The sequence below is a fragment of the Klebsiella sp. CN_Kp066 genome (assembly GCF_040065135.1).
GTDB lineage: Bacteria > Pseudomonadota > Gammaproteobacteria > Enterobacterales > Enterobacteriaceae > Klebsiella > Klebsiella oxytoca.
In genome coordinates, this window is the sequence record NZ_JBEAIU010000035.1 from 123,815 (window position 1) to 147,864 (window position 24,050).

Genomic DNA, 24,050 nt, shown 5'->3' on the forward strand with positions numbered 1-24,050 from the left:
ATAATCGTTGAATTTTGCAGAAAAATGCAATTGACGTGCAAAAAAGCACGGAGCGCAAAATGGCAGCAGCTTATGCGGGGTAATGCTGGTGGGGTAAGGGATTGTGGTAGCCAAAGTTACACTTTGGCTACCGAAGAATCATGACTTTTGATGGTTGTTAGGTAGAAATATCGTCAGGATGCCGATTAGAGGCAGGAAAGCGCAGATTTTATAGACCAGTTCGATGCTGGTATGGTCAGCCAAGAGCCCCAGTACCGCGGCGCCAAGGCCACCCATGCCAAAAGCAAAACCGAAGAACAAACCAGAAACCATGCCGATCCGCCCCGGTAATAGCTCCTGGGCATAGACCAGAATGGCGGAAAAGGCTGAGGCAAGGATAAAACCAATTATCACCGTTAAAATCCCGGTCCATTCCAGGGATGCATAGGGTAAAACAAGGGTGAACGGCGCTACGCCAAGGATAGAGCCCCAAATAACATATTTGCGCCCAATCTTATCGCCGACAGGCCCGCCAATCACCGTTCCTGCCGCGACGGCAAAAAGAAAGGCAAACAGATGAAACTGGGCATTTTGCACCGACAATCCGAATTTTTGCATCAGATAAAAGGTGTAATAGCTGCTGATGCTCGCCATATAGAAGTATTTCGAGAAAATCAGCAGTAACAGGATACTGACCGCCAGAATAACTTTGTTTTTTGGCAACGGATTTACAATCAGCGCCTTCGGTTTACCTTTATTCATCCGATGCTGAGCGGCATACCAGCGGCTGATTTGCGCCAGCACGACGATCGCCAACAGCGCTGCCAGGACAAACCAGCCAACGTTACCTTTACCGTAAGGAGCGATAATCAGGGCCGCAAGCAGCGGGCCTAACGAGCTGCCAAAGTTGCCGCCGACCTGAAATATCGACTGCGCCAGGCCATGGCGACCGCCGGAAGCCATACGCGCCACGCGTGAAGACTCCGGATGAAAGACCGAAGACCCGGTGCCGACCAGCGCGGCTGCCAGCAGAACCATACCAAAGCTCCCCGAGATCGCCAGCAGCAGCAGACCGCTCAGGGTAAAGCACATGCCTATCGGCAGCGACCACGGCATCGGATGTTTGTCGGTCAGATAGCCGACGACCGGCTGCAATAGCGATGAGGCCAGCTGGAAGGTGAGGGTAATCATACCTATCTGCACAAAGGTCAGCGAAAACTCGGCCTGCAGCAGCGGGTAGATAGCCAGAATAAGCGATTGGATCATATCGTTTAGCAAATGGGAGAGGCTGATGGCGCCGAGAATGCGAAACGAGGTGCGTGCTTTTTGCGGCGCAGCAGCAGGGCCGGATAAGGGTTGTGCGGTCTGATTCATTGCCATAGGTTCACTTAAGTGTTTTTTATAGAGGATGCAGGTGGAATTATTATCTGCCTAACATACCTGCCCCTAAGGTTTGAAGGAAGTCGCAATTCTGAAAACATATTTGTCTAATCGGCCAACTCGCTATACTTTCGGCAGTTGTTACTTCGTCAGGGAGAGAAATATGCACTTTATGAAGCAAGGCGTTGCGCTGGCGCTATTTACGGCGCTATCGCTGGGGAGCCTGTCAGCGCAGGCTTATGAGCAGGATAAAACTTACAAAATAACCATCCTGCATACTAACGATCATCATGGCCACTTCTGGCGTAGCGACTACGGCGAATATGGGCTATCCGCACAAAAAACGCTGGTTGACGGTATTCGCAAAGAGGTGGCGGCAGAAGGCGGCAGCGTGCTGCTGTTATCCGGCGGCGATATCAACACCGGCGTGCCGGAATCCGATTTACAGGACGCGGAACCTGATTTTCGCGGGATGAACCTGATTGGCTACGATGCGATGGCGGTGGGGAATCATGAATTTGATAATCCGCTTAGCGTACTGCGTCAGCAGGAAAAATGGGCGAAGTTCCCCTTCCTTTCGGCGAATATTTATCAGAAAAGCACCGGCGAGCGTCTGTTTAAGCCGTGGGCGCTGTTCAAACGCGGCGGGCTGAATATTGCGGTTATCGGTCTGACGACCGACGATACGGCTAAAATTGGTAATCCCGAGTTCTTTACCGATATCGAGTTCCGTAAACCGGCGGAAGAGGCCAAACTCGTTATCCAGGAGCTGCAGCAGAATGAAAAGCCGGACGTGATTCTGGCTACTACCCACATGGGCCATTATGACAATGGCGCTCACGGTTCGAACGCGCCGGGCGATGTTGAGATGGCACGCAGCCTGCCTGCGGGAGCGCTGGCGATGATCGTCGGCGGTCACTCGCAGGACCCGGTATGCATGGCGTCGGAGAACAAGAAGCAGGTGGATTACGTTCCGGGTAGCCCGTGCGCGCCGGACAAGCAGAACGGTATCTGGATTGTGCAGGCCCATGAGTGGGGTAAATATGTTGGCCGCGCCGATTTTGAATTCCGCAACGGCGACATGAAGCTGGTGCGCTATCAGCTGATCCCGGTCAACCTGAAGAAAAAGGTCACCTGGGACAACGGCGAGAGCGAGCGCGTGCTCTATACGCCGCAAATCCCCGAAAATCCGCAGATGCTCTCCCTGCTGACGCCGTTCCAGAATAAAGGCAAAGCGCAGCTACAGGTGAAAATCGGTAGCGTAAACGCGCATCTGGAGGGCGATCGCAGCAAAGTTCGTTTCGTGCAAACCAATATGGGACGTTTGCTGCTGGCGGCGCAGATGGCGCGCAGCAATGCTGATTTCGCGGTGATGAGCGGCGGCGGAGTGCGTGATTCGATTGAAGCGGGTGATATCACCTATAAAGATGTGATGAAGGTGCAACCCTTCGGCAACGTGCTGGTCTATGTCGATATGAGCGGTAAGGAAGTGACCGAGTATCTGACCGCCGTGGCGCAGATGAAGCCCGATTCCGGCGCCTATCCGCAGTTTGCCAACGTCGGTTTTGTGGCTAAAGACGGCAAGCTCAATAATTTGACCATCAAAGGCGAACCGGTCGATCCGGCAAAGACCTATCGTATGGCGACCCTGAGCTTTAACGCCACCGGCGGCGACGGCTATCCGCATATCGATACGAAGCCCGGCTATGTTAATACCGGCTTTATCGATGCCGAAGTGCTGAAAGAGTATATCCAGAAAAACTCACCGTTGGATGCGGCAGCTTATGAACCGAAAGGCGAGGTAAGCTGGCAGTAACGTTTGAGCCAAACCCCGGTTGCGTAGCTACCGGGGCTACAGGTCTCAGCGGTTTTGGATTTTGTAGCCCGGACAAGGCGCGTCAGCGCCGCCTCCGGGATTATCCTCTGACGCAAAACCGTCAATTAATCGCGCCGCGCGATATCGGCGAATTTTGCCTCAAGGATTTTCGCCAGATCGCTGGCCGCCAGCTCAATATCCAGCCCGCGTTTGCCGCCGGAAATATAGATGGTGGCAAACGCCTGGGCCGGTGCGTCAATCACCGTCGGCAGACGTTTTTTTTGCCCGAGCGGGCTGATACCCCCCACCAGATAGCCGGTAACCCGCTGCGCGACCATCGGGTCTGCCATATCCACTTTTTTTGCGCCTAAGGCCTTCGCCACTTTTTTCAGATCCAACTGACCCGCAACCGGGGTCACTGCAACGGCCAGATGCTTCATGTCGCCGTTAACGGCAACCAGCAGCGTTTTGTAGACCTGGTCGGCGTTCAGTCCCAGCTTACGCACCACTTCGTCACCAAAATTGGTTTCGTTCGGATCGTGATCGTAGCTGTGGATTTGAAAACTAATTTTGTTTTTTTCGAGTAATTTTACGGCGGGAGTCATCGTTATCCTTCTTACCAACCGATTAAATGTGACATAAGCATACGCCCGACGGCTGTCTAAAAAATAGTATCATCTTGCGCAATAGTATTGGCAGTGATGGTCACTTTGAGCGACAATCAGACGATCCGGGGCGCGAACCCCGGAATAATAATAATGATGAAATTCCTCTTTGACGGGCCAATAGCAATATTGGCCATTTTTTTACGTCAGCATGTCCGGCAGATTCCCTTCGCCGTATAAATGCAGCGCCCCGACGGCAACCACGTAGCGTCCCGGCGGCAGCGCCAGCAGCGTTTCCCGCCAGGCGAGGTTGCGCTGGTGCATCAGAACGTCATACAGCGACTGGCTAAAGGTTGTCGGCAGCGAGGTAGCCCCTCTTGACGGCGGCTGATCGAGCCACCAACCGATCATCACCTGCAGCAGACGCGCATTTGTGCGCCAGTGGGTGAGGGTATCCTCCAGCAGCGCCAGACCGCCATCGGGCAGATCCCGCAGCAGCGCAATCTGGCTGTCGGCTCCCTCCAGCTCCATCACGCGGATATGGCTCTCGCGCGCCGCCATCAGCAGTTGATAATCAATGCCGTAATCCGCCCTGAGCCCCAGTTTTTGCGCCTGAGTTGCCTGCAGTACCATCGCTACCTGCCACAGCGGTTGACTGTCGAACAGCGCGACAGACAGGCCCATTTCTGCCGCTCGCTCTTGCAGTGCAGCAAGCTGGGGGGCGTTCAGGCGTTCCGCCAGCGGCGGACAGGAGGGGAGGTTGCTGAATGGCGTTTCGCTGCCGCTAATATCCGCTTCCACAATCAGCGCATCGGCCTGACGGATCTTTTTTAACAGCCGGGCGGGCGGCGGCGACATATCGCGGGTGCCCATATGAATACTGCCGACCAGGTGCAGATGGCGTTCCCCGGGAAGGGTGATATCCAGCGCGGGCCAGGAATAAGACGAGCCGAGGGCGGCTTGCCACAGCATTTTTATTCGGTTTAACAGGCCCATACGTGCTCCGTAGTGTGAAGCTTTCATGCTAGCGCCTGGGGAAGAACGGCGCAAGGAAAGTCCTGGGAAAGCGTCTGCGCGCAGGCACTGGTTTATCGGCTGGAGCACTCACCGGAACGAGCAGAATGACTGAACGTCGGCGTCTGGTTATTTTCTCGCACGGGTACACGGTCATCTGCGGTTGTGCTCCCGGCTAAGGCGTTGACGCCGCCAGCCGGGAATCCAACCGCACGGCGGCTGAAACGACAGGAGCTTAGGCTTCCGGCTTAGGATTTTGGCTTAAAGCGCAGCAGGCGGTTGGCGTTGCTCACGACGGTAATCGAAGAGAGCGCCATGGCTGCGCCCGCCACCACCGGATTGAGCAGCGTTCCGGTTAGCGGCCACAGGATCCCGGCGGCAATCGGAATGCCCAGCGAGTTATAAACAAATGCCCCCAGCAGGTTCTGCTTCATGTTGCGCAGCGTGGCTTTGGCGATCTCCAGCGCATCGGCGACGCCGTTCAGGCTATGGCGCATCAGGGTAATCGCCGCTGTCTCAATGGCGACATCGCTGCCGCCGCCCATGGCGATCCCCACATCGGCCTGCGCCAGCGCGGGCGCATCGTTGATACCGTCGCCGATCATCGCCACCTGATGTCCCTGGCCTTGCAGGCGCTTAATCGCATCGGCTTTACCGTCCGGCAGAACCCCGGCAATCACCTCATCAATGCCCGCCTCTTTAGCGATAGCGTTGGCGGTGGTTGGGTTATCGCCGGTCAGCATGACCAGACGATAACCCTGGCGGTGCAGCCTGGCTAATGCCGCCACGCTATCTTCACGCAGCGGATCGCGGATGGCGAACAGCGCCGCCGCCTGACCATCTACCGCCAGTAGCACCGGCGTCGCGCCCTGCGACGCCTGGGCGTTCATTTCGCCTTCTATTTCAGCCGTTGCTATCTTTTGCTCATTAAGCAGCGCCTGGTTGCCGAGCAGCAGACGGTGGCCTTCGGCTTCACCGCTGACCCCCAGTCCGCGTAGGGTGCGGAAATTATCTACCGCAGGCAGGCGTTGATCTGCGGCTTTGTCGAGGATGGCGCGCGCCAGCGGGTGGCTGGAGCCTTGCTCCAGTGACGCCGCCAGACGCAGTGCGGTGGTTTCATCGATGGCGGCAAAGGTTTTTATCGCCACCACCTGCGGTTTACCCTCGGTGAGGGTACCCGTTTTATCAAAGACCAGCGTATCCAGGGTGCTGGCGCGCTGCAGCGCATCGGCATCGCGCACCAGAACTCCGTACTCCGCCGCGCGGCCCACGCCGGAGATAATCGACATCGGCGTTGCCAGCCCCAGGGCGCACGGACAGGCGATAATCAGCACCGTGGTGGCGATCACCAGGGTATAGACAATTTGCGGCGCCGGACCGAAAAAGTACCAGATCGCGGCGCTGAACAGGGCTATCGCCACGACCGCCGGGACGAACACGGCGGAGATTTTGTCCGCCAACTGGCCGATTTCAGGTTTACTGCTCTGCGCCTGACGCACCATGCGGATAATACGCGCCAGGGTGGTCTGGCTGCCGACGGCGCTGGCGGTAAACAGTACGCTGCCGTCCTGCACTACGGTCCCGGCATGCACGGCGTCACCGTCGCCTTTTTGCTGCGGCACCGGCTCACCGGTGAGCATCGCTTCATCGAACCAGGCCTCGCCCTGGCTAATGATGCCATCGACCGGAACGCGATCGCCGGTGGTCAAACGCAGGGTCATTCCCGCCTGAACTTCCGCCAGCGGCAGATCTTTTTCGCCTTCGTCGGTGACCACCCGCGCTGACGGTGGGGTTAAATCGAGTAGTTTTTCCAGCGCTTTCGAGGAGCGCTGACGTGCACGGGCTTCCAGCATATGGCCGAGGTTAATCAGACCGATAATCATCGCGCTGGCTTCATAATAAAGGTGGCGGGCTTCCAGCGGAAACCACTGCGGCCACAGATTGACGCTCATCGAATAGAGCCAGGCGACGCCGGTACCCAGCGCCACCAGCGTATCCATCGTCGCGGTGCCGTTTTTCAGGCTTTTCCACGCGCTGCGGTAAAAATGGCCGCCGGCAAATACCATCACCGCCAGCGTGACAAGGCCGATAACCAGCCACAGGGTACGGTTATCATCGCTGACCATCATGTTGTCGCCGATCATCCCCCAACCCATCACCGGGATCCCGACCAGCAGGGCGACGATAGCCTGCCAGCGGAAGCGCTTCATTGTGGCGATGGCGGTTTCCTGCTGACGCTCGCGGCGTTCGAGGTCGTCTTCGATAGCCTCCGCGCCGTAGCCCGCTTTCTCTACGGCCTGGACTAATTCTGCGGCGGACGCGCTGCCCAATACCAGCGCAGTGCGTTCCGCCAGGTTGACCCGCGCCTGCGAGACGCCCGGCACCGCGGCGAGCGCGTTTTGTACCCGGGATACGCAGCTGGCGCAGCTCATGCCGTTGATTAACAGCTGCTGGCTGTCATCTACGTCACGGGCTGCCGGAAGCTCAGTGGTGGCCGCTGTCAGTGCTTCCGGCGGGATTGATGATTCTGCCAGCGGTTTAGCCTTTGGGTGGCTGAGCTCCGCGCCGTATCCGGCTTGTTTAATGGTCTCAATCAGCGCTTCCGCGCTGGCGCTGCCCGTGACGTGGGCTTCGGTAACGGTAACTTCCGCCTGCTCAACGTCGGGACGCTGCTCCAGGCTCTCTTTCACCCGTTTAACGCAGTGGCCGCAGGAGAGGCCATCAAGCGCGAGGTCGATAGTGTTAGACATAAATAACTCCTGAATAAATTTCCGGTTAATGATTGACCGAACACACTCTTTCATCGAGTATTAGCAAGGTTAAACCTTCCAGCAAGGGGAAGGTCAAGGGGGAAACATGAATATTAGCGATGTGGCGAAAAAAACCGGCTTAACCAGTAAAGCGATCCGTTTTTACGAAGAGAAGGGACTGGTAACGCCGCCGCTGCGTAGCGAAAACGGCTACCGCAGCTACAGCCAACAGCATCTGGATGAACTGACCCTGCTGCGCCAGGCGCGTCAGGTGGGGTTCAATCTGGAAGAGTGTCGCGAGCTGATATTCCTGTTCAACGATCCGTCGCGGCACAGCGCCGACGTGAAGCGCCGGACGCTGGAGAAAGTCGCGGAAATTGAGCGCCACATCAGCGAACTGCAGGGGATGCGTACGCAGCTGCTGGCGCTGGCGGACTCCTGTCCCGGCGATGACAGCGCGGACTGCCCGATCATCGATAATCTCTCGGGCTGCTGTCACCGCAAAGTCCAGGCCTAGCGGCCGTTAGGGAGCTCCCTGACCCGCAGCGTAATCCCCTCGACGGCGACGACTTCAACCTTACTGCCCGCCATGAGGTCGTCATCGGCTATTACCGGCCATGAACTGTCGCCCACGCGGACGTGTCCTCGGCCGTTAACCAGCGCCGTTTCCAGCGTAAAGCGGCGGCCAAGCAGCTGCTGTCCCCGCTGATTAAGCTGAGCGTCCGTCGGCTTCTGGCGTTTTACGCGGTTACGCAGCCAGCGCGACCACAGCCAGGCCGCCAGCAGGGTCAGCACGGCGAACAGCGTGCCCTGCCACTCCCAGCTAAACGGTAGCATCCAGACCAGCAGCCCGGTTACGACGCCGGCAATGCCGCTCCACAGCAGATAGCCGTTGCCGCCGAGCATTTCCGCCGCCAGCAGCAGCCCGCCAAGGCTGAGCCAGAAAATATGCGGGTGGGTGAGAATCAGCGCGATCATGATTTTTTCTGGGCGCCAGCCCCTTCCTTAATCAGTTCGCTGATCCCGGCGATGGAGCCCATCAGGCTGCTGGCATCCAGCGGCATCAGCACCACTTTACTGTTGTTCGCCGCGCCAATTTGCTGCAGCGCATCGGTATATTTCTGCGCGACAAAGTAGTTGATGGCCTGAATGTCGCCGGAGGCGATAGCGGACGACACCATCTGGGTAGCGCGCGCTTCCGCTTCCGCAGAACGTTCGCGCGCCTCTGCCTGTAAAAATGCCGACTGGCGTTCACCCTCGGCTTTGAGGATCTGCGACTGTTTCTCGCCTTCGGCTTTGAGAATTTCCGCCTGACGTATCCCTTCGGCTTCCAGAATATAGGCGCGCTTAGTTCGTTCGGCTTTCATCTGGGCGTTCATTGAGGCGATCAGCTCCGCCGGCGGGCGTACGTCGCGGATCTCGACGCGGGTAATTTTGATGCCCCACGGGTTGGTCGCTTCATCGACAATATGCAGCAGACGGGTGTTGATGCTGTCGCGCTGGGAGAGCATTTCATCCAGTTCCATGGAGCCCAGCACGGTACGAATGTTGGTCATGGTCAGGTTGATGATCGCCAGCTCGAGGTTGCTGACTTCATAGGCGGCTTTCGGCGCATCGATAACCTGAATAAAGCACACCGCATCAATGGTGACGTTGGCGTTATCGCGCGAAATCACCTCCTGTGAAGGGATATCGAGCACCTGCTCCATCATATTAATTTTGCGCCCGATCCGATCCATAAAGGGAACCACAAGGCTCATACCCGGCTGCAGCGTTTGCGTATAGCGGCCAAAGCGCTCTACCGTCCACTGGTAGCCCTGAGGAACAATTTTTACCGACGCTCCGACGATAACCAGCGCGACGAAAATAAGAATGGGGATAAAAATCAGCATCAAAAACCTCCTGTCTTGTTGCCTGTTGATGCGCCGGGAGAGTGGCGCGCGTTTAACCAGAGTATATCTTTCCGCGCATCCGGGTGAAAGGAAAGTGGAGTAAACTAGAGGCGTTGTTGAAAAACTGGGAATAATAATGACCGAAAGTAACGCTATTTTGCGCCTGGAGAACGTGGGGTTTCAGGCCGATGATGTCACCATCCTTAATGAGATAAGTTTTCAGCTCAGGGCAGGGGAATTTAAGCTAATTACCGGCCCTTCCGGGTGCGGGAAAAGCACCTTATTAAAAATAATCGCTTCGCTGCTGAGCCCGACGTCGGGAAAAATTCTCTTCGCGGGTAAAGATATCAACACGTTGACGCCGGAAACCTATCGCCAGCAGGTTTCCTACTGCGCGCAAACCCCGGCGCTGTTTGGCGATTCGGTGTATGACAATCTGATCTTCCCGTGGCAGATTCGTAATAAACAGCCTGAACCCAAAGCGCTGGTCGCCGATCTGCTGCGCTTTGGGCTGGCGGAAAATACGCTGGAAAAGTCAATCAATGAACTTTCGGGCGGGGAAAAGCAGCGCGTTTCGTTGATACGCAATCTGCAGTTTTTGCCGCAGGTGCTGCTGCTGGATGAAATTACCAGCGCGCTGGATGAAAGCAATAAAACCAATGTGAATGAGATTATTCATCGCTACACCAGCGAAAAAAACATCGCCGTTCTGTGGGTCACTCACGATAGCAATGAAATTGCCCATGCGGATGAAGTGATTACGCTAAAGCCTGCTGGCGGAAGAGCGCAGGAGGAGAAAAAAAATGAACGGGCATAATATTACCAATGAGTCGCTGGCGTTATCTATGGTTCTGGTACTGGTAGCGATCGTGGTTAGCTACCGGGAAAAGCTGGCGCTGGAAAAAGAGATTATCTGGAGCATTTGTCGGGCAATAGTGCAGCTGATTATTGTCGGCTATGTGCTGAAATATATCTTTAACGTTAATCACGCCGTGCTGACGCTGCTGATGGTGCTGTTTATCTGCTTTAACGCCGCGTGGAATGCGAAAAAGCGTAGCAAATATATCGACAAAGCCTTTGTCTCCTCGTTTATCGCGATAACGACCGGCGCTGGGTTAACCCTGGCGGTGCTGGTTGTTTCCGGATCGATTGCTTTTGTGCCGATGCAGGTGATTCCGATTGCCGGGATGGTAGCCGGCAACGCGATGGTGGCGGTTGGACTTTGCTACAACAATATGGGGCAGCGTTTTAGCAGCGAGCAGCAGCAGATTCAGGAAAAGCTGAGCCTGGGCGCAACGCCGAAGATGGCGTCTGCAAGGCTTATACGCGATAGCATTCGCGCCGCGCTGATCCCAACGGTAGATTCGGCGAAAACGGTGGGGCTGGTGAGCCTGCCGGGGATGATGTCGGGGCTGATTTTCGCCGGGATTGATCCGGTAAAAGCGATTAAGTATCAGATTATGGTGACGTTTATGCTGCTATCGACCGCCAGCCTGTCAACGATCATCGCCGGGTATCTGACCTATCGGAAGTTCTTCAATGCGCGCCATCAACTGGTGGTGACGCAGCTGAAAAAACGCGCGTGAGATTTTTTCCCGGATGCGGCGCTGAACGCGCCTGTCCGGGCCACGAGAACAGCCATCCTGTAGCCCGGCTACGCGCAGCGCGAGCCGGGTGATTATCATTAATAAAGCAGAGAATAGAGCTGGCGTCGGTACTTCGCGGCCAGCGCGTCGCCGGTGCCGAGTGCGGAAAGGATCTCTTGCAGCAGTTTGCGAACCTCGCCGTTTCCGGCGCCTAAATCTTTTTGCAGATGGCTGAACAGCAGCGCCAGGGCTTCTTCGTTACGCCCCACCTGATGCAGCTGTAATGCCAGCTGGGAGGCCAGCGCCGCATCTTCCGGGTTCTGCTCAACCTGCTGCTGCAGCTGCTGAATTTCCGGCGTGTCGGCGGCTTTTTTCAGCAGCTCGATCTGCGCCACCAGCCCCTGATAGCGGGTATCCTGATCCTGCAGCGGCACGGTTTTCAGTACCGTTTCCGCTTCATCGGAACGATGGAGGGCAATCAGCGTTTCCGCCAGCAGCAGGCCGATCTGGCTCTCCTGATTCGACATCTGCCAGGCGTCTTTCAGCAGCGGCAGCGCTTCGGCGTAGTTCTCTTCCTCCATCAGCGCCAGCGCCTGCTGCGCTTTGAGCTCCTCTTCACGTGGCAGGAACTTATCCAGCAGCGCGCGAACCGCTTCTTCCGGCTGCGGGCCTTCGAAGCCGTCGACCGGCTGACCGTTCTGGAACAGGTAAACCGTAGGGATAGCGCGCAGGCCAAACTGCGAAGCCAGCATTTGTTCGGCATCGCAGTCAACTTTAGCGAGGGTAAACAGGCCGTTGTACTGGGTGGCGAGGCTCTCCAGTACCGGCGTCAGCTGCTCGCAATGCTGGCTGCGCGCGGACCAGAAATAAAACAGCACCGGCGTTGTCGCGGATTGCTGCAGCGTCTGGTGTAGATTAGCTTCGGTAATATTGACGATATTCTGTGCGGACATGAGCAAGTCTCTTTAATCGATATTTGTATAGATATATGGGGACGGCGGCAGGTGCTTCAACTCAGCCCTGGATAATTTTGTCCATCGCGCGGGTCGGCAGCAGCCGCTTAAGCAAGGCGACCGCGTGCGTCACCAGGGTTACCGGATAGCGTAGTTTCGGTTTATCGCTGACAAAAGCGTGACGCACTTTTTCCACCACCGCTTCCGGTCCGAGCGTGAAGCGGGCGGCGATACCGGGATTTTCCACCGGCTTATCGGCCTGAGTCTGGTTGACATTGTTGGTGAAGCGGGTGCGGATGGGGCCCGGCTCAATCAGGCTGACCTTAATGCCGCTGTGGCGCAGCTCCATACGCAGCGCATCGGACCAGGCTTCCAGCGCATATTTGCTGGCGGCATAGGCGCCGCGGCCCGGGCTGGAGATAATCCCCATAACCGATGAGGTCATCACGATACGCCCTTCTCCGTGCGGCTCCATGGCCGGAAGCAGTAGCATCGTTAGCTGATGAGCGCCAAAAAAGTTGGCGGAAAACTGCTGCTCCATCTGCCGGCGGCTGACGGTCGGCAGCGGGCCGTAGACGCCGTAGCCCGCGTTGTTAAACAGGCCGTACAGACGGTTGTCGGTCAGGGCAATCACCTCGGCGGCGGCACGTTCAACGCTCTGCGGATCGTCAAGATCCAGCAACACACCGGTCAGCCCCAGCGCCTGCATCCGTGCGACATCTTCCGCTTTGCGGCAGGCGGCCAGCACGTTAAAGCCCTGGCGCTTTAAATCCAGGGCGCTTTCAAGACCAATTCCGCTGGAACATCCTGTAACTAAAACCGATTTTTGCATAACTTTACCTGCAAATGACTCGCTGTTATCAGGAGTCATGATTAACTAAGGGAGCCAGGCGCGTCGCCATCCAGTCGGCAATAAACGGCTGAGCGTCGCGATTCGGGTGAATTCCATCATCCTGCATCCACTGCGGTTTCAGATAAACCTCTTCCATAAAAAAGGGCAGCAGAGGAATATCAAACTCTTTGGCCAGTGCCGGATAAATAGCGCTAAAGGCTTCATTATAACGGCGGCCATAGTTGGCGGGCAGGCGAATTTGCATCAGTAGCGGCTGGGCGTCCGCCGCTTTGATATGCTCAATAATGGTACGCAGCGTCTGTTCCGTCTGCTGAGGCGGGAAACCGCGCAGCCCGTCATTACCGCCGAGCTCAACCAGCACCCAGCGCGGCTGATGCTGCTTAAGCAGGGCCGGCAGCCTTGCCAGCCCCTGCTGCGAGGTATCGCCGCTGATACTGGCGTTAACTACCGGCGTTTTTGTCTGCCACTTATCGTTTAGCAGCGCAGGCCAGGCGGTATTGCCTGCCATACGATAACCGGCGCTCAGACTGTCGCCGAGAACCAACAGCGTGTCGGCCGCCATGGCGCGGCAGGTAAACAGGACCAGAAACAGGAAAGGCAAATGCCAGCGGAAAACATACTTGAAGTTCATCATCTTAAGAAATCCGTCGGTCAGGGTGAGCATCAGCTTTCCATCCTTACCGGAGTTGAGCTGGTTGTCAAACAGGGGCAGACCATCGCCCTGATTGGCGAGTCGGGGTCCGGTAAATCGACGCTGCTGGCGATCCTCGCCGGGCTGGACGATGGCAGCAGCGGGGAGGTTTCGCTGCTCGGACAACCGCTGCACCAGATGGACGAAGAGGCGCGGGCGAAGCTGCGCGCTAAGCACGTCGGCTTTGTGTTTCAATCTTTTATGCTGATACCCACCCTCAATGCGCTGGAAAATGTCGAGCTTCCGGCGCTGCTGCGCGGCGAAAGCGATAGCCAGAGCCGCGGCAGCGCCCGGGCACTGCTGGAGCAACTGGGGCTGGGTAAGCGCCTGCATCATCTGCCGGTACAGCTTTCCGGCGGCGAGCAGCAGCGGGTCGCGCTGGCGCGCGCGTTCAACGGCCGCCCGGAGCTGCTGTTTGCCGATGAACCCACCGGCAATCTCGACCGTCACACCGGGGATAAAATCGCTGACCTGCTGTTTTCGCTGAACCGCGAGCACGGCACCACGCTGATCCTCGTCACCCACGATCCGCTGCTGGCGGCGCGCTGCGACCGACGGCTGCGGCTGGTTGATGGCCAGCTGCGGGAGGAAGCATGATTGCCCGCTGGTTCTGGCGCGAATGGCGCTCGCCGTCGCTGCTGATCGTCTGGCTGGCGCTGAGCCTGGCGGTGGCCTGCGTGCTGGCGCTGGGCTCGATAAGCGACCGCATGGAGAAAGGACTTAGCCAGCAAAGCCGGGAATTTATGGCCGGCGACCGCACGCTGCGCAGTTCGCGCGACGTCCCTGGCGCATGGATTGATGAAGCGCGCCGCCTTGGTTTAACCGTCGGCGAGCAGCTGAGCTTTGCCACCATGACGTTTTCCGGCGATACGCCGCAGCTGGCGGATGTCAAAGCGGTTGACGACACCTATCCGCTATATGGCCAGCTGCAAACTCAGCCGCCCGGACTGAAGCCGCACGCCGGCACCGTGCTGCTGGCGCCGCGATTAATGGCGCTGCTGAATCTGAAAACCGGCGACACCATCGACGTGGGCGACGCCACGCTGCGCATTGCCGGCGAGGTAATACAGGAGCCGGATGCCGGTTTTAATCCTTTCCAGATGGCGCCGCGGCTGATGATGAACACCGCCGATGTGGCGAAAACCGGCGCGGTGCAGCCCGGGAGCCGCGTCTCCTGGCGCTATAAGTATGCCGGAACCCCGCAGCAGCTGGCGGACTACGAAAAGTGGCTGCTGCCGAAGCTGGGGCCTGAGCACCGCTGGATTGGCATAGAGCAGGACGACAGCGCGCTGGGTAAATCGCTGCAACGTTCGCAGCAGTTTTTGCTGCTGTCGGCGCTGTTAACGCTGCTGTTAGCGGTCGCCGCGGTGGCGGTGGCGATGAGCCATTACTGCCGCAGTCGTTACGATCTGGTGGCGATCCTCAAAACCCTCGGCGCCGGACGGGAGCAGCTGCGCAAACTGATTGTCGGCCAGTGGTTGATGCTGCTGGCGCTGGCGGTGGTCGCCGGCGGGGCGATGGGCGTCGGGCTGGAGCATATTCTGCTGGCGATGCTTAAGCCGGTGCTCCCGGCGGCGCTGCCGGCGGCGAGCGGCTGGCCGTGGCTGTGGGCGATCGGCGCGATGGTGGTGATTTCCCTGCTGGTCGGGCTGCGTCCTTATAGACTGCTGCTGGCGACGCTGCCGCTGCGGGTGCTGCGCCAGGACGTCGTCGCCAACGTCTGGCCGCTGAAGCTCTACATCCCGATCGTGTGCGCGGTGGTGGTGACGCTGCTGGCGCTGCTGATGGGCGGCAGCCCCCTGCTGTGGGCGGTTCTGGCGGGTGCCGTAGTGCTGGCGCTGCTGTGCGGCCTGGCGGGATGGGGCGTCCTGTGGTTACTGAAGCGTTTGACGTTAAAAGCGCTGCCGCTGCGCCTGGCGGTGAACCGTCTGCTGCGCCAGCCGTGGTCGACCCTGAGCCAGCTGGCGGCCTTTTCGCTGTCGTTTATGCTGCTGGCTCTGCTGCTGGTGCTGCGCGGCGATCTGCTTGACCGCTGGCAGCAGCAGCTGCCTCCAGAAAGTCCTAACTATTTCCTGATTAACATCGCACCGGAGCAGGTGGTGCCGGTAAAAACCTTCCTCGCCGAGCATCAGACCCGCGCCACCGAGTTCTATCCCATCGTGCGCGCCCGCCTGACGCAAATTAACGGCCAGGCAACGGAGGGCAATAAAGATGAAGCCCTGAACCGGGAGCTTAACCTCACCTGGAGCCGCGAGCGTCCGGATCATAATCCGCTGGTTGCCGGTAGCTGGCCGCCAAAAGCGGGTGAGGTGTCGATTGAAGAGGGGCTGGCGCAGCGTCTGGGCGTCAAGCTCGGCGATAGCGTGACCTTTACCGGGGATACTCAGGACTTTAGCGCGAAGGTGTCCAGCGTGCGTAAAGTCGACTGGGAAAGTCTGCGGCCGAACTTCTTCTTTATCTTCCCGCAGGGGGCGCTCGACGGCCAGCCGCAAAGCTGGCTGACCAGCTTCCGCTGGGATAATGGCAACGGGATGCTCACGCAGCTCAACCGCGAATTCCCCACCGTCAGCCTGCTGGATATCGGCGCGATTTTGCAGCAGATTGGCCAGGTGCTGACCCAGGTGAGCCGCGCGCTTGAGGTGATGGTGATTCTGGTCACCGCCTGCGGCGTTTTACTGCTGCTGGCGCAGGTGCAGGTCGGGATGCGTCAGCGTTACCAGGAGCTGGTGGTCTGGCGCACGCTGGGTGCCGGTAAGTCTCTGCTGCGCACCACGCTGTGGGCGGAGTTCGCGCTGCTGGGCGTGGTATCCGGCGTCGTGGCGGCGATTGGTGCAGAGGTTGCGCTGGCGCTGCTGCAAAGCAAAATCTTTGACTTCCCGTGGTCTCCGGACTGGCGCCTGTGGGTGATGCTGCCGCTGTGCGGGGCGATACTGCTGTCGCTGTGCGGCGGCTGGCTGGGGCTGCGTCTGCTGAAAGGTAAAGCGCTGTTCCGCCAGTTTAGCCAGGGATAGAGTGAGTTATATAGCCCGGGTAAGGCGTCAGCCGCAACCCGGGGTTTTCACCCGGCTCGCGCTGCGCTTAGCCGGGCTACCGTTTCTCAGCCGTCTGCGGGAAAGTCGCCCGGGTAAGGCGATAGCCGCAACCCGGGAGGGCTTCGGGCCACGGATGCGAGTTGCTATTACAAATGGCCGTGGTTCAGCGCGGTGAGCGGCTCATTAACGTCGAAAACTTTACAGATAACCTCGTTTACGCCAAGCGATTTGAGGCGCGCGGTGTGCTTGTTGAGGTAAGCGAGCGCAGTTTCTTCATTCTCAAAAAGGTAGATCCCGCCCGCTTCCTGATTTTTTTCGTTTTCTGTCCAGACCTTCCAGATAAACCCTGGTTCCTGATTGATGGACTCGGCCAGCTCCACGAGCTGACGGGACATCTCGCTGCCGAAGGGACCGTTAAAAGCAAAGTGCAGCTGCAGTAGTTTTTTCGACATATTTCCTCCATGGATGATGTTTGCGCGGTAATAGACCATTTTAATGACATGGCGATGAAAAGATAACCACAGATTCTTTAAGGGCACAAAATGATAAGTTGCTGATTTTTAACCGCACAAAACATTAAAAACTCAGCAACACGCCATACTCAATCGCAGTTAATATTCAGCTGGAAAATATAAGGTTGCTTATTAATCAAGGAAAAAGTATGGCACATAAAATAAAAGCGCTGGCGATAACGATCGGCGCAGCCCTGGCGTTAACCTCTTTTGCATCCCAGGCGGAAATTACGCTTTTAAAACAAGATCCGCAGGCGGGCGATCCGTTAAGCCGGCTTAATTTTACCGTCGGCGGGAGTATCCGTCCCCAGTTCAACATGATGTCCGGCGATGGCGACAAAGGCTCATATAAACGTAACGGTTTCGATGGCGGAACCCGTTTCCGCTTCGCGGCCGACTACTATCTGTTTGATGATATTAGCTGGATCAGCTATTACGAGCTGGGCGTCAATATTCCGGCACTTTTCGACTGGGATAACCACTATGCCGAAGTCGCGAATAACACCAGCCGCCGTATGCTCTATACCGGCCTGAAAAGCGATATCTGGGGGACGTTAACCTACGGTCAGCAGAACAGCGTTTATTACGACGTGGTCGGGGTAAAAACCGATATCTGGGATTATGACATGATTGGCCAGGCGCCGGGTAACGGCATTAACGGCGACTACGATGGCTCCTATCGCTCACGTAATATGCTGAAATATAAGAAAACCGTTGGCGATGTCGATCTCTATGCCTCTTATCTGTTTGAGGACAGCGAATATCTGCCGGGTAACGGTCTGCGCTATAAACGTAAAGGCGGCGGTTCCATCGGCGCGGATTACCACATTATGAAAGATCTGACCTGGGGCGCCGCGTGGAACTATACCCGCGCCGATATGCGTAACCCGTCCAGTTCTGACAGCAAATCATACGATCAGAATATCGTCGGTACCGCGCTAAGCTGGACGCCGGATAACTGGACCTTCTCCTTGGGCGGCGGTTGGTATCAGAACTTCCTGACCACCAAAAAAACCGATGTCCATAACTACTTCGCGGGCGATGCCTGGGGGATTGAGTACTTTGCCGGTTATAAATTCCCGATTGGTCAGTATGCGGTGAAATCTATTCAGCCATACTTTATGGGCGACCGCCTGCAGTACGTGAACGGCCGCAACTATCAGCGTATCGATAACGGCGTCGGCGTGAGTTTCCAGCTGGATTATGGTTTCCGCGTTGACTATGAACACGTCTTCACGTCGAGCACCGACAACCTGGGCGATATGAACCTGGTGCGTCTGCGCTACGACTTCTAAGCGGTAACCATTCCCCGGTGACGCTGCGCTTACCGGGGCTACAGGTTCACCGCCGTCTGCGGACCCGTAGCCCGGCTAAGGCGTTTACGCCGCAAGCCGGGACAAGAGAGGATGTGATTACTCCGCCAGCCAGGCGGCAACTTCCTGCCAGCTGCCGCGGAAAATAATTTTCTCCGCTTTTTTGCCGAGCTGGTAGCGGTACATCGGATCGTAATACTCATTCAGCAGGGGAACCAGCCAGCTGAAATGCGCTTCGGTGTCGGTGGTTTGCTGCTGTTCAAGCAGCGCTTCATCAAGCCTGGCGGTGAGCTGGGCAAAACGCTGTAGCCCGAGGCGGCGGCGGATTGCGAACAGGCCATGATGCAGATATTCGCTATACGCCTGCCAGCCTTGTTCTTCGCCGTAGGCCGCCAGGAAATCGCGATGCATGCGCGCAAAATACTCTTCCCGCAGTCGTTCAAGACGGATAGCAAACGGATCTTCCACCACCGCCAGCGGCGACTGCGCCATGCGAAGACGCATACACTCCGGCAGGTGATTGGCGCCGATCATATGCCCCTCATCCTCCAGCACCCAGCGCGTCTGCTGCCCGGACTTTTTAAGCATCGCCACGGCCAGATGATTTTCAAAGGTAGCCTGCTGATACTGCTCCTGGAGGGTGCGACCGAATGAAGAGCCGCGGTGATGGGCAAGCCCTTCGAGATCGATACCGTCAGGTTGAGCGCAGACCAGCTGAGTTTTGCCATTGCCGGTACAGCCGCCGATCAGCACGATAGGGCGCTGTACCAGCTCTTCGGTAAGCTGTATGGCGGCCTGGCGCAGCGCTTTATAGCCCCCGACGATCAGAGGGTAATCCACGCCAGCTTCTTTCAGCCACTGCTGGACGATATGCGAACGCTGGCCGCCGCGAGCGCAGCACAGGTAGCCTTCTGGATAACGCGCGCAGGCCTCTTTCCAGGCGGCGAGGCGGCCGGCGCGAATCTTACCATTCACCAGCTGATGGCCCAGTGCGAGAGCGGCTTCCGGCCCTTGACGCTTATAGCAGGTACCGACGGCAGCGCGCTCGTCATCGTTCATCAGCGGCAGGTTGATCGCTGCGGGCATGGCGCTTTGCCTGAATTCAACCGGGGCACGTACGTCAATCAGCGGCGTATCGCTGGCAAGAATCTGCCGAATATTTTGTGGGACTAATTCCATTATTTAAACCGTTAAGCCATTCAGACGCGTCGCTCGACGCGATAATCCTCCTATTGTACGCGGTGAGCGGCAGGCTGGATTGATTTTTCACGGTGTATCGCTGAATAGCGTCAGGAATCCCTGGATTTCCGGGGCGGAGTGACCGAATAGCGAGGTGATATCCTGCACCGCTTTACCATGATGATCTTTACGCCAGGCGAGGCTCAGAGGAGAGGGGGGACGCATGGTCGGTATCTGCCGGGAAACCAGCTCGCCGCGCGCGATAAGCGGCTGGCACAGCGGCTCGGGTAAAAAGCCGATGCCGACGCCGGCGATATGGGCGGCGACTTTGGTTTCGATATCGGGAACCACGATCTCTTTTTGACCCGGCAGGCGCCAGGCAACACGTTTGGTTAATCTCCGCGCGCTGTCTTCAATGTTGACCGCAGGATAGCGGCGTAGCTGGGCCTCCGACAGGGGGTCGTTTTGCTGGCTTAGCGGATGATTCGGCGACATCACGAACAGCCAGGTGACTTCACCCAGCGGGGCGACGGCAATATTCTCCGCTAACGGTTCGGTGCCGGTGACGCCGATGGCCAGCGAAAAGTCATCGTGCAGGAGCGTATCCCAGACGCCCATGTAAATTTGTCGTGAAAAATGAAATTGCGTAAAAGGGTAACGCTGGGTGAGCCAGGCCAGCAGCCGCGCAATGGCCTGAGGGTCATACATCAGGTTATTCACCACAATATTCACCTGGCGCTCCACGCCGTCGTTAATCTGCTGCAGCTCGCCGGGCATACTGTCAATCCAGCCCAGCCACTCTCTGGCCTGCGCCAGGAGATGCATTCCGGCAGGAGTCAGCAGGACGCTGCGCGTAGTGCGCGAAAAGAGCGCGACGCCGGTGTTGTCTTCCAGCAGTTTGATGCGATAGCTAATCGTGGCGGTCGTTTTATAGAGTTTTTCCGCTGCTCTGGAGAAGCTGCCGGTCTCCGCGACGCTGACAAAGGTACGTAGTGTTTCGGGGTCTAGCATCGCCTTATTCCTCGTAATTTAATAATTCACCCATGATTTTTAAGTATTTTTTCATAATAACCTTCTCAATTATGTGGCTTAAATCAGGTTTTGGAAAATTATTCCAACTTATAGTTGATACCACTTTGAGATGGCCATGAATTGACCGGTACATCGATCACCCTCAAGGTATGAGGAGGGCGACGGTTTTTAATGACTAAGGAATATTGCAATGAAGCTAGAGGTATTGCCGCTGACGCGCGAAGCATTCCGCCCCTATGGGGACGTTATCGAAACGGAAGGGCAGGATTTTTTTCATATTAATGATGGCAAAGTGCAGCGTTTTCACGATCTGGCCATGGTGGAGACCCTGCAGCAGGATCGCACGCTAATCAGCATTAATCGGGCCCAGCCGGCGGTATTGCCGATTGTCGTCACCGAGCTGGAACGTCATCCGCTGGGCACCCAGGCGTTTGTGCCGATGAACGGCGAAGCCTTTGTGGTGGTGGTTGCGGCAGGAGGCGATGAGCCGGACATGACCACGCTGCGCGCGTTTATCTCCAATGGCCGCCAGGGGGTAAATTATCATCGCAATGTCTGGCATCACCCGCTGTTTGCCTGGCAGAGCGAAACCGATTTTTTAACCGTCGATCGCGGTGGAAAAGATAACTGCGATGTCGTGGAGATCCCGACCGTGGAGCTGAGCTTTGCGTGAGGTTGCACGTGACGCTGTCGATTATCTTGCATAACATGTGGGCGCTTACACACTATTTATGCTCAGGTTTTGAGCCGGAGATAATCGAGGTATGACAGAAGTGAGAAGGCGGGGAAGGCCGGGCCAGCAGGAGCCTTCCGCGCAAAAAGGCGCACAGGCGCTGGAGAGAGGGATCGCGATACTGCAATACCTTGAAAAGAGCGGCGGCAGCTCGTCGGTCAGCGATATTTCCCTGAATCTGGACTTACCGTTATCGACCACTTTTCGCCTGCTTAAAGTGCTGGAGGGCGCGGATTTTGTCTATCAGGACGCGCAGCTAGGCTGGTGGCACATCGGGCTTGGCGCATTCAATGTCGGCTCGGCGTACATCCATAACCGGGATGTTTTATCCGTCGGCGGACCTTTTATGCGGCGGCTGATGCTGATGTCAGGGGAAACGGTAAACGTGGCGATTCGTAACGGCAACGAAGCGGTGTTGATTGGCCAGCAGGAGTGCAAATCGATGGTAAGGATGTGCGCGCCGCTCGGCAGCCGGCTGCCGCTGCATGCTTCTGGGGCCGGAAAGGCGCTGCTGTACCCGCTGTCCCCGGATGAGTTGGTGGATGTGATTGTGAAGACCGGGCTGCAGCGCTTTACGCCGTCGACGATCGTCGATTTACCGGTCCTGCAGCGAAACCTGGATGAGGCGCGCGACCGCGGCTACAGCATTGACCAGGAGGAGCACGTGACAGGATTAAACTGTATTGCTTCAGCGGTTTACGATGATGTCGGATCCGTAGTGGCGGCAATTTCGATTTCCGGGCCAGCGTCCCGCTTAACCCCGGACCGTTTTGTCAGCCAGGGAGAGCTGGTGAGGGAGACGGCAAGGAATATCAGCACCGCGCTGGGACTGAAGCCCCAGGCAGAGTGATCGCCGAACCGACCCGCTCTGAGGAGCGGGAATTTTTAGGCTTTGTTCAAGTTTGGAAAAATTTTCCAATATAGTGAGGTAGTAAAAAATGGCAAAAATGAGAGCCGTCGACGCGGCAATGTATGTACTCGAAAAAGAAGGGATTACCACCGCATTCGGCGTGCCTGGCGCAGCGATTAACCCCTTTTATTCCGCCATGCGTAAGCACGGCGGGATCCGCCATATTCTGGCTCGCCACGTGGAAGGCGCGTCCCATATGGCCGAAGGCTATACGCGTGCCGCAGCCGGTAATATCGGCGTATGCCTGGGGACATCGGGCCCGGCGGGAACGGATATGATCACCGCGCTCTATTCTGCCTCCGCGGACTCGATACCGATTTTGTGCATCACCGGCCAGGCGCCGCGCGCGCGTCTGCATAAAGAAGATTTCCAGGCGGTCGATATTGAATCCATTGCTAAGCCCGTGACCAAGATGGCGGTTACCGTGCGCGAAGCGGCGCTGGTACCGGGCGTGCTGCAGCAGGCTTTCCATCTGATGCGTTCCGGCAGACCGGGACCGGTATTGATCGACCTGCCTTATGATGTTCAGGTGGCGGAAATCGAATTTGACCCCGAGCTGTACGCGCCGCTCCCGGCTTATAAACCCGTGGCGACTCGTCCGCAGATCGAACGCGCGCTGGCGATGCTGCTGATGGCGGAGCGTCCGGTGATTGTCGCCGGCGGCGGGGTGATTAATGCCGATGCCGCAGCGCTGCTGCAGCAATTTGCTGAGATTACGCAAGTTCCGGTCATCCCAACGCTGATGGGCTGGGGCTGTATCCCGGATGACCACGAATTGATGGCCGGGATGGTCGGCCTACAAACCGCGCATCGCTACGGTAACGCCACGCTGCTGGCCTCCGACCTGGTATTCGGCATCGGTAACCGCTTTGCTAACCGTCATACCGGTTCCGTTGAGAAGTACACCGCAGGTCGCAAAATCATCCACATCGATATCGAACCGACGCAGATTGGCCGCGTGCTGTGCCCGGATTTAGGCATTGTGTCCGATGCGAAAGCGGCGCTGGCTCAACTGGTAGATATCGCGCAGCAGATGCAAAAAGAGGGCCGCCTGCCGCGTCGCGAGCGCTGGGTTGCCGAGTGTCAGGAGCGCAAGCGTACGCTGCTGCGTAAAACCCACTTCGATAACGTGCCGGTCAAACCGCAGCGCGTTTATGAAGAGATGAATAAAGCCTTTGGTCGCGACGTGTGCTACGTCACCACCATCGGGCTGTCGCAAATCGCCGCCGCGCAGATGCTGCACGTATTTAAAGATCGCCACTGGATCAACTGCGGCCAGGCCGGGCCGCTGGGCTGGACGCTTCCTGCCGCGCTGGGCGTTTGCACCGCCGATCCGGAGCGTAACGTGGTGGCCATCTCCGGCGACTTTGACTTCCAGTTCCTGATTGAAGAGCTGGCGGTGGGCGCGCAGTTCAATATTCCTTACATCCACGTGCTGGTAAACAACGCCTATCTGGGCCTGATTCGTCAGTCGCAGCGCGCGTTCGATATGGATTACTGCGTCCAGCTGGCGTTCGAAAACATCAACTCCAGCGAAGTGAACGGTTACGGCGTCGATCACGTCAAGGTTGCCGAGGGTCTCGGCTGTAAAGCGATTCGCGTCTTCAAGCCGGAGGATATCGCGCCCGCCCTGGCGCAGGCGAAAGCCTGGATGAAAGAGTATCGCGTACCGGTTGTTGTGGAAGTGATCCTTGAGCGGGTCACCAATATCTCCATGGGTAGCGAGCTGGATAACGTGATGGAGTTTGAAGATGTTGCCGATAGCGCCATCGATGCGCCAACCGAAACCTGCTTTATGAAATATGAATAAATGAGGTGAA

General features: G+C 57.3%; 22 protein-coding genes. 10 read left to right on the forward strand and 12 right to left on the reverse strand.

Annotation, left to right across the window (positions count from 1 at the left end; translation table 11 throughout):
- Nucleotides 1-138 precede the first annotated feature (138 nt).
- On the reverse strand, nucleotides 139-1,359 hold the full coding sequence (locus tag ABLV75_RS13265) for an MFS transporter (RefSeq protein ID WP_004099685.1): 1,221 nt from the start codon (nucleotides 1,357-1,359) through the stop codon (nucleotides 139-141).
- A 163-nt stretch (nucleotides 1,360-1,522) separates the two neighbouring features.
- Here ABLV75_RS13265 and ushA point away from each other — a divergent pair, with 163 nt between their 5' ends.
- Nucleotides 1,523-3,175, forward strand: a complete 1,653-nt coding sequence (gene ushA, locus ABLV75_RS13270) for a bifunctional UDP-sugar hydrolase/5'-nucleotidase UshA (RefSeq protein ID WP_004099686.1) — start codon at nucleotides 1,523-1,525, stop codon at nucleotides 3,173-3,175.
- Nucleotides 3,176-3,300: 125 nt separating this feature from the next.
- Here the strand turns inward: ushA and ybaK are convergent, their stop codons facing one another.
- The 3 genes from ybaK to copA all read right to left on the reverse strand — a co-directional run bounded on the left by ybaK (nucleotide 3,301) and on the right by copA (nucleotide 7,544).
- On the reverse strand, nucleotides 3,301-3,780 hold the full coding sequence (gene ybaK / locus ABLV75_RS13275; protein WP_004099690.1) for a Cys-tRNA(Pro)/Cys-tRNA(Cys) deacylase YbaK: 480 nt from the start codon (nucleotides 3,778-3,780) through the stop codon (nucleotides 3,301-3,303).
- A gap of 201 nt (nucleotides 3,781-3,981) precedes the next feature.
- The gene (locus ABLV75_RS13280) at nucleotides 3,982-4,776 is read right to left on the reverse strand and encodes a TraB/GumN family protein (protein WP_004099693.1); all 795 of its coding nucleotides are present in this window, start codon (nucleotides 4,774-4,776) and stop codon (nucleotides 3,982-3,984) included.
- Nucleotides 4,777-5,042: 266 nt separating this feature from the next.
- On the reverse strand, nucleotides 5,043-7,544 hold the full coding sequence (copA, locus tag ABLV75_RS13285) for a copper-exporting P-type ATPase CopA (protein ID WP_004099694.1): 2,502 nt from the start codon (nucleotides 7,542-7,544) through the stop codon (nucleotides 5,043-5,045).
- Nucleotides 7,545-7,650: 106 nt separating this feature from the next.
- Between copA and cueR the strand changes: the two genes are divergently transcribed.
- Nucleotides 7,651-8,061 (forward strand): Cu(I)-responsive transcriptional regulator, encoded by a 411-nt coding sequence (cueR, locus tag ABLV75_RS13290; protein WP_004099697.1) that lies wholly within the window; start codon nucleotides 7,651-7,653, stop codon nucleotides 8,059-8,061.
- Here the strand turns inward: cueR and ABLV75_RS13295 are convergent.
- Both ABLV75_RS13295 and ABLV75_RS13300 read right to left on the reverse strand, forming a co-directional pair.
- Nucleotides 8,058-8,522, reverse strand: a complete 465-nt coding sequence (locus tag ABLV75_RS13295; protein ID WP_004099700.1) for an NfeD family protein — start codon at nucleotides 8,520-8,522, stop codon at nucleotides 8,058-8,060. The genes cueR and ABLV75_RS13295 overlap by 4 nt on opposite strands.
- Nucleotides 8,519-9,436 carry an SPFH domain-containing protein gene (locus ABLV75_RS13300; RefSeq protein ID WP_004099702.1) on the reverse strand — a complete coding sequence of 306 codons (918 nt, stop codon included), beginning with the start codon at nucleotides 9,434-9,436 and terminating at the stop codon, nucleotides 8,519-8,521. The genes ABLV75_RS13295 and ABLV75_RS13300 overlap by 4 nt, the downstream gene beginning before the upstream one ends.
- A gap of 136 nt (nucleotides 9,437-9,572) precedes the next feature.
- On the opposite strand from ABLV75_RS13300, the gene fetA reads away from it, so the two are divergent.
- Nucleotides 9,573-10,253 carry an iron ABC transporter ATP-binding protein FetA gene (gene fetA / locus ABLV75_RS13305; RefSeq protein WP_004099706.1) on the forward strand — a complete coding sequence of 227 codons (681 nt, stop codon included), beginning with the start codon at nucleotides 9,573-9,575 and terminating at the stop codon, nucleotides 10,251-10,253.
- Nucleotides 10,240-11,022 carry an iron export ABC transporter permease subunit FetB gene (gene fetB, locus ABLV75_RS13310; protein ID WP_004099712.1) on the forward strand — a complete coding sequence of 261 codons (783 nt, stop codon included), beginning with the start codon at nucleotides 10,240-10,242 and terminating at the stop codon, nucleotides 11,020-11,022. Before fetA ends, fetB begins: the two co-directional genes overlap by 14 nt.
- A gap of 98 nt (nucleotides 11,023-11,120) precedes the next feature.
- On the opposite strand, the gene ABLV75_RS13315 is transcribed toward fetB, so the two are convergent.
- The 3 genes from ABLV75_RS13315 to tesA all read right to left on the reverse strand — a co-directional run bounded on the left by ABLV75_RS13315 (nucleotide 11,121) and on the right by tesA (nucleotide 13,459).
- Nucleotides 11,121-11,975, reverse strand: coding sequence for a co-chaperone YbbN (locus ABLV75_RS13315; protein WP_004099714.1), 855 nt, complete (start codon nucleotides 11,973-11,975; stop codon nucleotides 11,121-11,123).
- Between the two features lie 61 nt (nucleotides 11,976-12,036).
- On the reverse strand, nucleotides 12,037-12,846 hold the full coding sequence (locus tag ABLV75_RS13320) for an SDR family oxidoreductase (protein ID WP_016808714.1): 810 nt from the start codon (nucleotides 12,844-12,846) through the stop codon (nucleotides 12,037-12,039).
- Nucleotides 12,836-13,459 (reverse strand): multifunctional acyl-CoA thioesterase I/protease I/lysophospholipase L1, encoded by a 624-nt coding sequence (tesA, locus tag ABLV75_RS13325; RefSeq protein ID WP_032692296.1) that lies wholly within the window; start codon nucleotides 13,457-13,459, stop codon nucleotides 12,836-12,838. The genes ABLV75_RS13320 and tesA overlap by 11 nt, the downstream gene beginning before the upstream one ends.
- On the opposite strand from tesA, the gene ybbA reads away from it, so the two are divergent.
- Together ybbA and ybbP are read left to right on the forward strand one after the other, a co-directional pair.
- The gene (gene ybbA, locus ABLV75_RS13330) at nucleotides 13,430-14,116 is read left to right on the forward strand and encodes a putative ABC transporter ATP-binding protein YbbA (protein WP_004099723.1); all 687 of its coding nucleotides are present in this window, start codon (nucleotides 13,430-13,432) and stop codon (nucleotides 14,114-14,116) included. The two genes, tesA and ybbA, sit on opposite strands and share 30 nt — an antisense overlap.
- Complete coding sequence (ybbP, locus tag ABLV75_RS13335) at nucleotides 14,113-16,530, forward strand: putative ABC transporter permease subunit YbbP (RefSeq protein ID WP_004099725.1); 2,418 nt, start codon at nucleotides 14,113-14,115, stop codon at nucleotides 16,528-16,530. The genes ybbA and ybbP overlap by 4 nt, the downstream gene beginning before the upstream one ends.
- A 167-nt stretch (nucleotides 16,531-16,697) precedes the next feature.
- Here ybbP and ABLV75_RS13340 read toward each other — a convergent pair whose 3' ends face one another.
- A complete protein-coding gene (locus ABLV75_RS13340; protein ID WP_004099728.1) occupies nucleotides 16,698-17,003 on the reverse strand; it encodes a monooxygenase in 306 nt (101 codons plus the stop codon).
- Between the two features lie 209 nt (nucleotides 17,004-17,212).
- Here ABLV75_RS13340 and ABLV75_RS13345 point away from each other — a divergent pair, with 209 nt between their 5' ends.
- Nucleotides 17,213-18,358 (forward strand): porin, encoded by a 1,146-nt coding sequence (locus tag ABLV75_RS13345; protein ID WP_004099731.1) that lies wholly within the window; start codon nucleotides 17,213-17,215, stop codon nucleotides 18,356-18,358.
- Between the two features lie 117 nt (nucleotides 18,359-18,475).
- On the opposite strand, the gene mnmH is transcribed toward ABLV75_RS13345, so the two are convergent.
- Both mnmH and allS read right to left on the reverse strand, forming a co-directional pair.
- Nucleotides 18,476-19,555 carry a tRNA 2-selenouridine(34) synthase MnmH gene (gene mnmH, locus ABLV75_RS13350; protein WP_004099733.1) on the reverse strand — a complete coding sequence of 360 codons (1,080 nt, stop codon included), beginning with the start codon at nucleotides 19,553-19,555 and terminating at the stop codon, nucleotides 18,476-18,478.
- Between the two features lie 87 nt (nucleotides 19,556-19,642).
- A complete protein-coding gene (gene allS / locus ABLV75_RS13355) occupies nucleotides 19,643-20,566 on the reverse strand; it encodes an HTH-type transcriptional activator AllS (RefSeq protein ID WP_032734247.1) in 924 nt (307 codons plus the stop codon).
- Nucleotides 20,567-20,777: 211 nt separating this feature from the next.
- On the opposite strand from allS, the gene allA reads away from it, so the two are divergent.
- From allA to gcl, 3 genes are all read left to right on the forward strand, one after another.
- Nucleotides 20,778-21,260: an ureidoglycolate lyase gene (gene allA / locus ABLV75_RS13360; protein WP_004099741.1), complete on the forward strand. Its 483-nt coding sequence runs from the start codon at nucleotides 20,778-20,780 to the stop codon at nucleotides 21,258-21,260.
- A gap of 91 nt (nucleotides 21,261-21,351) precedes the next feature.
- Nucleotides 21,352-22,170, forward strand: a complete 819-nt coding sequence (allR, locus tag ABLV75_RS13365; RefSeq protein WP_004099742.1) for an HTH-type transcriptional repressor AllR — start codon at nucleotides 21,352-21,354, stop codon at nucleotides 22,168-22,170.
- Nucleotides 22,171-22,258: 88 nt separating this feature from the next.
- Entirely contained in the window at nucleotides 22,259-24,040 is a 1,782-nt protein-coding gene (gene gcl, locus ABLV75_RS13370; RefSeq protein WP_004099743.1) for a glyoxylate carboligase, read from the forward strand.
- Nucleotides 24,041-24,050 lie beyond the last annotated feature (10 nt).